Annotated in this window: 12 protein-coding genes; 4 read left to right on the top strand and 8 right to left on the bottom strand. The window is 65.5% G+C overall.

The genetic code is table 11. From position 1 onward, the window contains the following. Window positions 1–120 precede the first annotated feature (120 nt). Window positions 121–528 (top strand): hypothetical protein, encoded by a 408-nt coding sequence (locus ACFY2X_RS12955; protein ID WP_389936893.1) that lies wholly within the window; start codon window positions 121–123, stop codon window positions 526–528. A 953-nt stretch (window positions 529–1,481) separates the two neighbouring features. Here ACFY2X_RS12955 and ACFY2X_RS12950 read toward each other — a convergent pair. The 6 genes from ACFY2X_RS12950 to ACFY2X_RS12925 all read right to left on the bottom strand — a co-directional run bounded on the left by ACFY2X_RS12950 (window position 1,482) and on the right by ACFY2X_RS12925 (window position 6,728). Then, window positions 1,482–2,021 carry a L,D-transpeptidase gene (locus ACFY2X_RS12950; RefSeq protein WP_389936890.1) on the bottom strand — a complete coding sequence of 180 codons (540 nt, stop codon included), beginning with the start codon at window positions 2,019–2,021 and terminating at the stop codon, window positions 1,482–1,484. Between the two features lie 429 nt (window positions 2,022–2,450). Beyond that, window positions 2,451–2,951, bottom strand: coding sequence for a M15 family metallopeptidase (locus ACFY2X_RS12945; RefSeq protein WP_389936887.1), 501 nt, complete (start codon window positions 2,949–2,951; stop codon window positions 2,451–2,453). Window positions 2,952–3,504: 553 nt separating this feature from the next. After that, the gene (locus ACFY2X_RS12940) at window positions 3,505–3,876 is read right to left on the bottom strand and encodes a hypothetical protein (RefSeq protein WP_389936884.1); all 372 of its coding nucleotides are present in this window, start codon (window positions 3,874–3,876) and stop codon (window positions 3,505–3,507) included. A gap of 296 nt (window positions 3,877–4,172) precedes the next feature. Further along, on the bottom strand, window positions 4,173–4,571 hold the full coding sequence (locus ACFY2X_RS12935) for a hypothetical protein (protein ID WP_389936881.1): 399 nt from the start codon (window positions 4,569–4,571) through the stop codon (window positions 4,173–4,175). 291 nt (window positions 4,572–4,862) lie between these two features. Beyond that, complete coding sequence (locus ACFY2X_RS12930) at window positions 4,863–5,771, bottom strand: neutral zinc metallopeptidase (protein ID WP_389936878.1); 909 nt, start codon at window positions 5,769–5,771, stop codon at window positions 4,863–4,865. Window positions 5,772–5,900: 129 nt separating this feature from the next. Beyond that, entirely contained in the window at window positions 5,901–6,728 is an 828-nt protein-coding gene (locus ACFY2X_RS12925) for a neutral zinc metallopeptidase (protein WP_389936875.1), read from the bottom strand. A gap of 182 nt (window positions 6,729–6,910) precedes the next feature. Here ACFY2X_RS12925 and dxs point away from each other — a divergent pair, with 182 nt between their 5' ends. After that, on the top strand, window positions 6,911–8,830 hold the full coding sequence (dxs, locus tag ACFY2X_RS12920) for a 1-deoxy-D-xylulose-5-phosphate synthase (protein WP_389936872.1): 1,920 nt from the start codon (window positions 6,911–6,913) through the stop codon (window positions 8,828–8,830). Here dxs and ACFY2X_RS12915 read toward each other — a convergent pair. Further along, entirely contained in the window at window positions 8,775–9,431 is a 657-nt protein-coding gene (locus ACFY2X_RS12915; RefSeq protein WP_389936869.1) for a DedA family protein, read from the bottom strand. The two genes, dxs and ACFY2X_RS12915, sit on opposite strands and share 56 nt — an antisense overlap. Window positions 9,432–9,572: 141 nt before the next feature. On the opposite strand from ACFY2X_RS12915, the gene ACFY2X_RS12910 reads away from it, so the two are divergent. Then, entirely contained in the window at window positions 9,573–11,069 is a 1,497-nt protein-coding gene (locus ACFY2X_RS12910) for an amino acid permease (protein ID WP_389936866.1), read from the top strand. A 96-nt stretch (window positions 11,070–11,165) separates the two neighbouring features. Here ACFY2X_RS12910 and ACFY2X_RS12905 read toward each other — a convergent pair whose 3' ends face one another. Further along, window positions 11,166–11,570: an SSI family serine proteinase inhibitor gene (locus ACFY2X_RS12905; protein ID WP_389936864.1), complete on the bottom strand. Its 405-nt coding sequence runs from the start codon at window positions 11,568–11,570 to the stop codon at window positions 11,166–11,168. Between the two features lie 344 nt (window positions 11,571–11,914). On the opposite strand from ACFY2X_RS12905, the gene ACFY2X_RS12900 reads away from it, so the two are divergent. Next, window positions 11,915–12,018: helix-turn-helix domain-containing protein (locus tag ACFY2X_RS12900; RefSeq protein WP_389937668.1), on the top strand; the 104-nt coding region annotated here is incomplete at its 3' end.

Here is a 12,018-nt window from a genome sequence, read left to right as displayed (position 1 = left end):
TGGTCACGGTTGGGCACATTGACGGGGGATGGAAAAATGGTGCCCATATTGATCGATGGGATCTTTTCCGCGCGACCCGAGGAGCGCAGGTCGGCTCACGGTAGTCTGTATTGCGAAGTGGTGAATCAAGGCAGCCTGTACTCTGCCGCCGCAGGAGTTGTGGACGTTATCCTTATCGAACTCGAAAGAAGGGGAGATCTTTCGGCTGAAGCGTGGTACTTGCTCGATGCAATATTCAGGGGAGCATCGCATGGTCGTACAGTATTCATCGATGGGGATGAGTTAAAAATTGATGACTATTGTCGCAATAGGATAATAGGGACGCTTTCACTTATTGAAGATGCTGCGACGGGTGCTATGGGAGAAGAATTTCGGGGAATTGTTTTCCTGTTGGGAGGGATGGCGGAATTTTGTCCAATTGTGTCTGAAATCCTTGAGCGTGAAGTTGTCGCCTCTACTGGAGAGCGAAAAATTATCGCAGAGAGTGGCTTAAGTGAGGCCCTTGAGCTTATTAAAGAGTCCTCCTGACCAAATAACGTTTTCTCGGCATGCCGGATTCGGGCAGTAGGGGTTGTCGGGCCACAGCCGGGGCCGGCTTGAGCGTTTCATCGGCGGCAGCGAGTTCGGTGACGGAATGTGAGATTACGGGAAGAGGTGCCTTCCGGCCTGCTTGGATGTGACTTGTCGAGGGTTGATGACGCTCTCACTCGGGGTGCCGAACCTTGTTTGACGGCTAAGTTGACGGCTATAGCAGTCATGATCGTTTTCTGACGGCTACGGTTCGGGACGGTCGACGAAGGCGTGGCCGAGCAACTCCTTGATCACGGATAGGTTCACATCTATTTCTGTATCGCTATATTGATGCCTGTTGTTGCGCTAGCCAACCGGTCTGCTGGCTTCAGATGCTCGGTTACAAGGTAACCCTCTAACCCGCGGGGTGCTTTGATCTATATTGCTCTTCATTCCAATCGGCGATGATATCGGGATTTGCTGCCGTGCGCCCAGCTGACTTGAGTGTTTCTGATCAGTTCTAAGTACGCTGCGGTCTTCTCGGCTTGGCAGGTCACGCGGGGTCCTGCAGCAGGCGTTCTTAAACAGTATTGGTTTTGATTTGGTTAGGAAGTCGGCTCAGATCTCGGGGATGAAGAGGGGGCCTGTGGGTTTTGCTGTCGTGGATGGCTATGACGCCGGGGAGGCTGAGGGCAGCCTTGACTCAGTTGTCGCCGTTGCCGTTGCTGAGGCTGCTCTTGCGCTATTGGGCGCCGGTCAGGTCCATACGGCTCTCATTCTCTTCTCGATCGGCGCTGCCGAGGTGGTTTGTGGCAGCACGTAGGACCGCAACGTGTCGAACTGGGCGGCCAGAGGCCGGACCCGGGAGAGCTTCGATCAAGAGCTGCCTGTCCTCCGCTGAGGCGCCAAGGTGTACGACAGTAACTACGCTCGAAGCTTCCGTTGACGTGTGATGAGTCATCGCTCCTGCGTTATGCGACTTTGATGTCTATCTGTGGGGAGTGTTTCGGGTCCATCCAGCGCAGCAGCTGCAGTAGTTCGTCGACCGGCAGGCTGACGCAGCCGGCGGTGGGGCCGCCGGTGCTGACGTGGAGGAAGATCGCGCTGCCCAGGTGGGGGGTGCGGTTCTTGGTGTTGTAGTCGATCACGGCGCCGTAGTCGTAGGCAGGGGGGTTCATCATGTTCTCGGAACTGGCCCCCGGATTGGCGTGGCGGGAGTCCACCCACTGGTTGTAGAGAGGGCTGGTGGGGTCGTCACTCCACTTGTCGTAGGAGAACGCCTGCCGGTAGGGGAATTTCACGCCGGGGTCGGGCTTGACTCCGAACATGAAGTCGAACCCGTACGTGCCTGACGGGGTGCGCCCGTCGCCCTCTCGCTTCTGGCCTGGCGGGGCGATGCCGCTCTTGCCGAGGTTCGCTGTCCATGGCCCGTAGGTCTTCACCCAGCGGTCGTTCTCTGCGGTGTAGGCGATCAGTGTGGCGGTGGTCTCCCCGTAGGAGTCGGCTGTCACGGTGATGAGCTGTCGGTCCGGCGACGGGGGTGGCAGAGCAGCCTCAGGGGAGGACATGGCGAGGGCACTGGAAGGCCCGCTGAAAGTCATGATGAGTGTAAGCAGAACGGCACTCACACGGACGGAAGCCATTCTCGGGTCCGCAGCCGCTCTCCGATCAGCGTTGTCCATGTTGTTCATACAGCTCACGCTAACCAGGCGAGATGCAGGTCGGCATAGTGCCCCACTCCGTCCGGCGGAGGTCGCAGCGCAGCTCAGCGCCAGGTCAGAGCGTCACCCACGTTAGACACGCTTGACGCGTCATTCGGTGAGGTTCAGCCCAGGTTCGTGTCCGGCTGAGCTCGTCGGGAGGCGGGGTCCCATGCCGTCGAAGCGGTCATCAGTGGTTCCCTCCGTGGCACGGCATCGGGAGATCTCATGACGAAGGCGTCACCGTGCGTTCGTGGAGAAGTGCTGGTAGTCCTTCTCGCTCGACCAGGAGCCACCCCAGCCCCAGCCGGCCTTCTTGAACGCGCTCACCACGTCGTCACCGGGGTTGATGACCCCCTGCCGGTTCAGAGGCCGCCGGACATAGTCCTTGCCGTTCGGGGGCTCGATGGTGCCGCCTGGATAGGGATGGATGTAGGGATTCTCCCGGGGGTTGACATCGATCGCCAGGCCGTAGGCGTGCTGTGACCATGAGCCGGTGGTCTTGACGTTCCGGCAGTTGAAGGCCGAGGTGTTGTCCGCCGCCATGGAGGCGTCGTCGCTGCCCTTGTAGACGTCCACCAGCCGCATCTGCCGTATCGGGAAGCGCTGGCCGTACAGCTTCTTGAAGACCGAGACGACCTGGTCGGTCACTGACTTGTTGACCACCAGCTCTCCCATGTGGGGCCTGTCGTCGAAACCCCAGTAGGTCATCTTGATCATTCTGAGGTTGTCGGGGTGCACCGGGCATCCTCGGCGCCAGGAATGGCGCAGCTGATCCGGGGACACCGGCGTCACCGTGGCGGTGAACGCTTGCGATGGGCTGGGGGAGGGGTCCGCCGACGGGGACGCCGCAGCCGTTGCCATGCCGACACCGGTCACGCTGAGCAGAGCCAGTGCTGTTGTGGCCGTTACGTGGCGTGGGATGAATGCCATCTCCCCAGATTAGGCACCCTCCAGCTGCCTGCTCTAATCGATCGGATGTGGCTGGTCAACGATCCTTTTAGGAACATGGCGGAAGCATGAGGTTGCGTTCATCCGATGGCGCCTTCTTCTCTGGCCTGGGCGCTTGGCCAGGCCAGTCTTCGAACGTGCTCCGCGGTCCCGTGAGCGGATTGCCGAAGGTTATCGAGACAGTGGTGGATGCCCCGAGGCCGTGGGCCAAGCGGAACAGAAGTGGCTCGCCGTTATGCATCTGTGGAGTGACGGGCGGCTTGAGTTGGCTCTTGCGTGAGAAACGGAAAAGGGGAAAGTGTCGGCGCCCCCGGGCTCTGAGGGCGCCGACGGTCTTCGGGGGTTACTTGATCAGGCCGGAGACCAGGTTGCGCAGCTCGATGTGGCCGGCCTTGAGTTCGGCCACGTCACCTTCGACCCGCTTCATCGAGGTCTCCAGGTTTCCGACGGAGCGCTTGACTATGGCGATTTCTCCCCGCAGCTCGGCCTGGCCTGCTCGGATCTCGGCCCGCAGCTCGTCTTGCCCGGCCCGGAGCTCCTCCTGTCCGACACTGAGCTCGGCTTGGCCCTTTTGGAGTTCGCGCGTGATCGTCCGGAGGTCGTCGAGGACGACGAGGATCGCCGCCGAAGTGGCTTTGTGCTCCAGGGATTCCGCGCGGAGGACGGCGACGTCACGCTCCAGGACCTGCATCCGTGTTTCCGGCTTCGTGTTCAACGCGTTCTTCTCCTCGCCGTTGAGTGCGGGGGACCAGTCCTGGTGTGAGGCGTGGAGGGCCAGGTGGTGGGATCACATTACGCAGAGTCGATGATCTGTCGCCACTCGCATTCGGGTTCGGCATGGCGACTGTCATCCCGGGGAGGGGGCAACTGTCTCTCTGGGTGAGAAGGACCACCCGTCGTATGGTCGTGGGTGGCGACGGACGGCTTGAGCCTGCTCTCACGTGGGACACGTGGAGGTGGGAAGGAAACCGTCGGCGCCCTGGGCCCGAGGGCGCCGACGGTCTTCGGGGGTTACTTGATCAGGCCGGCGACCAGGTTGCGGAGTTCGATGTGGCCTGCTTTGAGTTCGGCCACGTCACCTTCGACCCGCTTCATAGAGGTCTCCAGGTTTCCGGTGGATCGCTTGACCGAGGCCATGTCCATACGGAGTTCGTCCTGCCCGGCCCATAGCTTGGTGGTGATGATCCGGAGCTCCTCCTGCCCCTTGCGTAGTTCGGCTTGACCCTCGTGCAGTACCGCAGTGCTTGCCCGGAGCTCCGTCATCTCCGTTCGGAGCTCTGCCGTCATCGTGCGCAGATCGTCGAGCACCTCGAACATCGCCGAGTTCATCGTCCTGTTCTCCTTGGTGCGTATGTTGAGCACGGCCACATCGGCTTCCAGGGCCTTCATGCGTATGTCTGTCGTGTTCAACGCGTTCTTCTCCTCGCCGTTGAGTGGGGGACCAGTCCTGGTGTGAGGCGTGGAGGGCCAGGTGGTGAGATCACACTACGCAGAGTCGATGATCTGTCGCCACTTGTGTTCAAGCTGTGAATGGCGGTCGTCGCCCCGGGCGGGGGAGGACCGTTCTCCCCGGGAGAAAGCGGGCCGTCCTGTCAGATGAAAAGAGCCACCTGTCGCGCGGCTGTGGGGCGGCGACAGGTGGCTCTCAGCGGCTACAGATGGCCTTCAGTGGCTAAGAGCGGCCCACGGGAGCGGGCGGGGTCAGGAGACCTTGGACTTGGGGGCGGAGAAGGTGTTGCAGGCGCCGGGGCCCTCCTGGTTGAAGCCCTGGGTCAGCCAGTAGGCGATGTTCTTGGCCTTGCCGTGGCTGGAGGTGTCGTAGGCGGCGCGCAGGACGTAGGTGAAGTCGGACTGGCGACGGTTCAGGGACTGCCAGATGCTGCCGATGAAGGCGCCGCTGAAGCACTCGGCCTGGAGTTCGATCTTGCGGAGCTCGGGGAGGTAGGCCTTCTCGTTCTTGTACTTCCGGCCGTCGACGGCATCCATGATCCCGGAGAGCTGCTGCACGTGGTGACCGTACTCGTGGGCGATCACCTCGAGCAGGAACAGCTCGGTCGACTCGGAGAGGATCCCCTGGTCGAGGAGGAAGGTGATCTTCTTGTTGTACGGGCAGTAGACCGCCTGGGCGCCCTTGGGGAACTTGCCGCAGCCTGTGGGGACGCCGATGCGAGAGGTCGTCACAAGTCTGGGCTTGGAGAACGGGAGCTTCGCCTTGGAGAACTGGTCCCGCCAGCTCTGGTCGAGGCACTCCATCACGAACTCGAGGTAGACGCGTGAGCTGTCGAGGTCGTCGGGGATGGTGGGCTGCTCCTCGCAGGTCCTGAGTTCCAGCTTCCCCGTCTTGTAGATCGGGTTGTCGGTCAGGGCCGCGTTGCCCGTGGGCACCGGCCCGGCCTGCCGGGTCGCGCCCGCGCCGACGCTGCCCGCGCCGGTGACACCCGCGCCAGTGCCAGTGACGCCCGCCCCGGTGACGCCCGCCCCGGTATGGCCGGCGCCCGCCTCGGTACGGCCGGCGCCCGTGCCGGTGACGCTCGCGCCGGCCGTACCGGCGAACAGCAGGCTCGCGAGCACGCCGGACAGCAGCGCGGCGAGAGGGGTACGCATGATCATGATTACGCACCCTATAGAGGTGTAAAGCCGGGGTAAAGCCGATATGCGGCCGTGCCCTGAGGGCACGGCCGCATATGGCGAGCCTGATGGAACCGGTGGAAAGAGCTTGATGGAGCCGGTGGAAAAAGGTCAGGCGACGGAGCGGGCGGAGGCGGTCCAGGTGTTGCACGCGGACGGCGAGCCCGAGTTGAAGCCGCGGTTCATCCAGTAGGCCTGGCTGGGGCCCTTGCCGTGGTCGTTGGTGGGCCAGGTCTTGTGGCCGTTGCGGGCGGTCCACTCGACCATCGAGTCCCACTGCTCCTGCTCCAGCGACACGTCGTCGGCGACCTGGCGCAGGAAGGCGGAGCCCAGGCAGTCGGCCTGCAACTCGATGCGGCGGGAGAAGGCGAGCTTGGTGGAGGTCCTGGCGCGCCACGTGCTCTGGCCGTAGTAGCTCATGATGCCGCCGAGCTGCTGCACGTGGTGTGCGTACTCGTGGGCCATGAACTGGACGTGGTTGGGGCCGAACGGGTTCTTCAGGACGTCGCGGAAGACGCCGATGTAGATGGTGCGGTTGGTGGAGCAGTAGTAACCGCCCGCGCCGCTGGGCCAGCGGCCGCAGGGGCTGCCCACCTTGGTGGTGGTGAAGCGGAGAACGGGCTGGGCGAAGGGCAGCTTGGCCTTCCTGAACTGGGTCTTCCACGCCAGGTTGAGGCAGCGGTTGACCTGGGTCATGAAGTTCCGGTAGGAGGCCGCGCTCCCCGCGCGGATCTGTCCGGCCGCGCACGACGCGTTGAGCGTCCCGGTCCGGTAGAGGGGGCTGGCCGTCGCGGCGAGGCGGCCGCGCGGTGGCGCCTGCTTCGAGACGGAGTTCGAGACGGAGTTCGTGGCGGAGGCCGTCACAGAGGCCGTGGACGCCGAGGCGGCGACCCCGGCGGTCGACGGAGTGGCGGCGTCGGCGGCGCCGACGCCCGTCATCAGGGAGAACGCCAGAGAAGCAACAGCGAGTGACGAAAGTTGTCTAAAGGGGAGAGTGCTCATGGTGTGGCAAAGGTTAGTGCAAGTGTTAATAAAACGTGCGGAATCTCCTTCCTTGAAAGGGGCGCCCGTCCCGCGAACTAGACTCGGGCTGATGCTGACTGGACAGAGGGGATGAATCCGTGAGCGAGCGGACCGGGCGGCCTGAGAGTCTTCTGGAGTCGGTCAAGGGACCACGGGACCTCAAGCTGCTGGGGGTGGACGAGCTGCCACGGCTCGCCGCCGAGATCCGGGACCTGCTGGTCAGCTCCACGGCACGCAACGGTGGCCACCTGGGGCCCAACCTCGGTGTGGTCGAGCTGACGATCGCCCTGCACCGGGTCTTCGACTCGCCGCGCGACCGGATCCTGTGGGACACCGGCCACCAGGCCTACGTCCACAAGATGCTCACCGGGCGCGCCGGGCAGTTCGACATGCTCCGCCAGGAGGGCGGCCTCTCGGGTTATCCCAGCCAGGCCGAGTCCGAGCACGACATCATCGAGAACTCCCACGCCTCCACCGCGCTGTCGTACGCCGACGGCCTGGCCAAGGCCTACAAGCTGCGCCGCGAGAGCGACCGCACGGTCGTCGCGGTGATCGGCGACGGAGCGCTCACCGGGGGCATGGCCTGGGAGGCGCTCAACAACATCGCGGCCCACAAGGACCTGCCGCTCATCATCGTGGTCAACGACAACGGCCGCTCCTACTCGCCGACCATCGGCGGGCTCGCCTCACACCTGTCCTCGCTGCGCGCCACCCAGCGCTACGAGGACGTGCTGGAGTTCGTCAAGGACAACCTGGCGAAGGTGCCGGTGATCGGCCCGCCGGTCTACGACGCGCTGCACGGCGTGAAGAAGGGTCTCAAGGACATCCTGGCCCCGCAGGTCATGTTCGAGGACCTCGGCCTGAAATACATCGGGCTGGTCGACGGGCACGACGAGCAGGCCGTGGAGACGGCGCTGCGCAAGGCCCGCGCGTTCCGCCGCCCGGTCATCGTGCACGTGCTCACCAAGAAGGGCTTCGGCTACTCCTTCGCCGAGAACCACAACGAGGACTGCTTCCACTCGCCCGGCGTCTTCGACCCGCTGACCGGCGAGGAGAAGCCCAAGCCGCACGGCTGGACCAACGTGTTCAGCGAGGAGATCGTACGGCTGGGCGCCGAGCGGCAGGACATCGTGGCGATCACCGCCGCGATGCTCGGCCCGACCGGCCTGATCCCGTTCTCCGAGGCCTATCCCGACCGCCTCTATGACGTCGGCATCGCCGAGCAGCACGCCCTGACCAGCGCCGCCGGTCTGGCGCTTGGCGGGCTCCACCCCGTGGTGGCGGTCTACGCGACCTTCCTCAACCGCGCCTTCGACCAGCTCCTGATGGACGTCGCCCTGCACAGGCTGCCGGTCACGGTCGTGCTCGACCGCGCGGGCGTCACCGGTGACGACGGCGCCAGCCACAACGGCATGTGGGACCTTTCGATCCTGCAGGTCATCCCGGGCCTGTCCGTCGCGGTCCCGCGTGACGAGCCGCGCCTGCGCGAGCTGCTGGCCGAGGCCGTGGAGGTCGACGACGGCCCCACCGTCGTCCGCTACCCCAAGGGGCCGGTGGCCGCGGAGATCGAGGCGGTCGGGCAGCTCGGCGGGATGGACGTGCTGCGCGCGGGCGACGCCGACGTGCTGCTCGTGTCCGTCGGCCCGATGGCCGAGCTGTGCCTGGAGGCCGCCGGGCTGCTGGACGCCCAGGGGATCTCGACGACCGTGGTGGACCCGCGCTGGGTCAAGCCGCTGGACGAGGCGCTGGTACTGGCCGCCGGCGCGCACAAGCTCGTCGTTGTGGTCGAGGACAACGGCCGGGTGGGCGGCGTCGGTGACGCGGTCGCCCGGATGCTGCGCGACGCCGACGTGGACGTTCCGATCCGCACCTACGGCATCCCGCAGCGGTTCCTGGACCACGCCAAGCGGGCGAAGATCCTCAGCGAGATCGGCCTGACCGCGCAGGACATCGCCCGAGAGATCACCGAAGCGGTGGCGAAGCGGTCTCCGGTGCTCGAGAACCACCCGGCTCGCTGATCGCCGCCCTCCTGGCCGCGCGGGCCCGCATATTGATCATGATGAGCCCCGCGGCCAGAAGGGCGACGCAACCGGCGATCGGCACGATCAGGTGCTCGTTGCGCCGGAGAAACTCGCCCGCGTAGGAGCCGAGCGTCAGATAGGTGGTCACCCAGGCCGCGCTGCCGGCCAGCGCCCAGCGGATGAACCGGCTGTAGGGCATGCCGAAGGTCCCGGCGATGACCGGGGTCAGCGAGTTGATCACAGGCAGGAAGTAGGCGGCGGCGAGGGCGGGGCCGCTGCCCGTGCCCGTGGCGATCCGCTCGGCCCGGGCCCAGCGGTGTTCGCCGATCCACCGGCCGACCTTGCTGTGGCGCACGCGTGAGCCGTACCGGCGGCCGATCAGCCACCCGCCGGTGGCGCCCAGCCAGCACCCGATCACCCCGCCCACCGCCGTCACCGCGATCTCGGCGGGTCCCGTCAACGCGGCTCCCGCCACGGCGATCGTCGCGTCCCCGGGGAGCACGACCCCGATCAGCAGGGAACCGTCCAGCGCGAGCACCGTCAGCAGCACCGCGCCGACCAGATATGGGTCCAGCTGGCCCAGCATGTCCAAGAGCATTGCTCCATGCTGTCGCCCGGCGGTGGCAAGGACATCGGGACTTTCCCCGAAAGAACCCCTACTTCGCCGTTCAGCAGTAGATCGGGTGGGCATGACCTGAGCCATGGGGGATAGCGACTCCGGCTGGTCAAGGGGGATCCCATGAGCGTTTTCCGGGTCAAGTCGGTAGAACAATCGGTCCGGGACACCGAAGAGCCCGAGCATCGGCTGCGCAGGGAACTCTCCGCGCTCGACCTGACCGTCTTCGGCATCGGCGTCATCGTGGGCACCGGCATCTTCGTGCTCACCGGCAGGGTCGCCAGGGACCTGGCGGGACCGGCGGTGGCCCTGTCGTTCGTGGCCGCCGGAATCGTCTGCGCGCTGGCCGCGCTCTGCTACGCGGAGTTCGCCTCCACCGTGCCGGTGGCGGGGTCGGCCTATACCTTCGCCTTCGCCACGCTCGGTGAGTTCCCCGCCTGGATCATCGGCTGGGACCTGATGCTGGAGATGATGCTCGGCGCCGCGGTCGTCGCGGTCGGCTGGTCGGGCTACCTGAACTCGTTGCTGTCGACCATGGGGATCAAACTGCCTGCCGCGATCGCCGGGGAGGGCTCGGTCTTCAACCTGCCCGCGGCGCTGGTCGTGCTGGCCCTCACCGCGGTCCTGGTCGCCGGGATCAAGCTCTCCTCCCGATTCAACCTGATCATCGTCACCATCAAGGTCGCGGTGGTCCTCCTGGTCATCGCGGCGGGGTTGTTCTTCATCAGCCCCGACAACTACACCCCGTTCATCCCGCCCGCGAAGCAGACCCCCGCCGTGGCGGGCCTGTCAGCGCCGCTGATCCAGGTGCTGTTCGGGGTCTCCCCCGTCGCGTACGGCGTGCTGGGCATCTTCAGCGCCGCGGCGATCGTGTTCTTCGCCTACATCGGTTTCGACGTGGTCGCCACCGCCGCCGAGGAGACCCGCAACCCGCAGCGTGACCTGCCGATCGGCATCATCGCCTCGCTCGCCATCTGCACCGTGCTGTACGTCGCGGTCTCCCTGGTCGTCGTCGGCATGCAGCCCTACTCACAGCTCAGCGAGGCCGCGCCGCTGGCGGACGCCTTCAAGGCGGTCGGCCAGAACTGGGCGGCGACGCTCATCAGCATCGGCGCGCTGGCGGGTCTCACCACCGTCGTGATGATCCTCATGCTGGGCATGTCGAGGGTGGTGTTCGCGATGTCCCGGGACAGCCTGCTGCCGCGCTGGCTGTCGATAGTCCACCCGAAGTTCGGCACGCCGTACCGGATCACCATCCTGATGGGCCTCGTGGTGGCACTCCTGGCCGGGCTGGTGCCGCTGTCGACGATCGCCGAGCTGGTCAACATCGGCACGCTCTTCGCGTTCGTGATCGTCTCGATCGCGGTCGTCATCCTACGCCGCACCCGTCCCGATCTCCCGCGTTCCTTCCGCACCCCGCTGGTGCCGCTGATCCCGATCCTGTCGGTGCTGGCCTGCCTCTACCTGATGCTCAACCTCCCGGTGGAGACCTGGCTCAGGTTCGTCATATGGATGATCATCGGTGTCGTGGTCTACGCCACGTACGGCTACAGCCACAGCCGGCTGACGCATCCGGCCATGGACGGCGGGTGGGAGGCCGGATCGGCCCGGGGCGTGTAGCCCGCGTGAGCGGGGCCGGAGTGCGGGAAGACGGCGCACCGGCCGTCACGGCCCGGAAAGGCCTCGGACCTTGGAAGAGCAGAACCTGGAGGGGCCTCAGAAATAGAACAGGGAGCCGGTGAGGGCGGTCATCTCGCAGCGGTTGTCGTAGGTCTTGTCGAACCAGACGGGCCTGCCCTGCCAGGTGCCCCGGGCGCCCACCGTGTGGGGGACGTGCTCGTCGGGACAGATCATGTCGATGTCATAGGTGAGCTTCGACAGGTCGCCGTCGACCTTGCGGACCAGGCCGCAGGCCGTGGACAGGTCCGGGTGGCTGCCGCCTTCCTGGTCGCACTGGAGGGAGACGCTCCTGGCCGGGCCGCCGCCGACCGAGAGGGTGAGCGTCAGAGAAGACCCGCCGCCGGGGACGGGGGAGCTTTTCGAGGCCGGGGCTCCGGTCGTGGGCAGCGCGGTCCCGAAGGCGAATGCCGCGACCGCGGACACGATCTTGACGGTTCTCATGTGAGGGGTGATTCCCCCGCCGGGCAATGATCAGGTCCGGATCAGATCAAAGATCTCTATCAAAGCCTCGGCAGGGGGCCGTCGCCTTCAGGCGGCGGGGGAATGCCGTCCCCGCCGGGATGTCTTTCCGGTCTTTCCCCGGACCTGAGGCGGGCAATGCCGTTACATTGACCGGGTGGCTCCTCGGGTGCGTCCCTTTTCCAGCACGGCGTCTGCCCTCGAATGCCGCGGCGCGTACCGCCCCAGGTGCCGCCGCCCGGTCCTGGGGGAGCGCGTCACGGTGCGCCGTGCGGAGGTGCTCCGGGCCAACGGTGAGGAGTTGATCGGCGTCCCGGTGAGCGGCCGTGCGTAGATCCTATAAGTTCCTGCTGCGCCCCACCCGCCACCAGCAGATCGCGCTGGCCGCCTGTCTGGAGGACCACCGGGTCCTGTACAACGCGGCGCTGGA

It is taken from the genome of Streptosporangium sp. NPDC000396 (genome assembly GCF_042898655.1).
Lineage (GTDB): Bacteria > Actinomycetota > Actinomycetes > Streptosporangiales > Streptosporangiaceae > Streptosporangium.
Note: the sequence above shows the minus strand (reverse complement) of the source record. Positions and strands in the feature narration are given on the sequence as shown.

Excerpts from the sequence above, each read along its gene's own strand:
- ACFY2X_RS12930 (WP_389936878.1), bottom strand. The coding sequence starts at position 5,771 with ATGATCATGCGTACCCCTCTCGCCGCGCTGCTGTCCGGCGTGCTCGCG.
- ACFY2X_RS12925 (WP_389936875.1), bottom strand. The coding sequence starts at position 6,728 with ATGACGGGCGTCGGCGCCGCCGACGCCGCCACTCCGTCGACCGCCGGG.
- ACFY2X_RS12915 (WP_389936869.1), bottom strand. The coding sequence starts at position 9,431 with ATGCTCTTGGACATGCTGGGCCAGCTGGACCCATATCTGGTCGGCGCG.
- ACFY2X_RS12910 (WP_389936866.1), top strand. The coding sequence starts at position 9,573 with ATGAGCGTTTTCCGGGTCAAGTCGGTAGAACAATCGGTCCGGGACACC.
- ACFY2X_RS12905 (WP_389936864.1), bottom strand. The coding sequence starts at position 11,570 with ATGAGAACCGTCAAGATCGTGTCCGCGGTCGCGGCATTCGCCTTCGGG.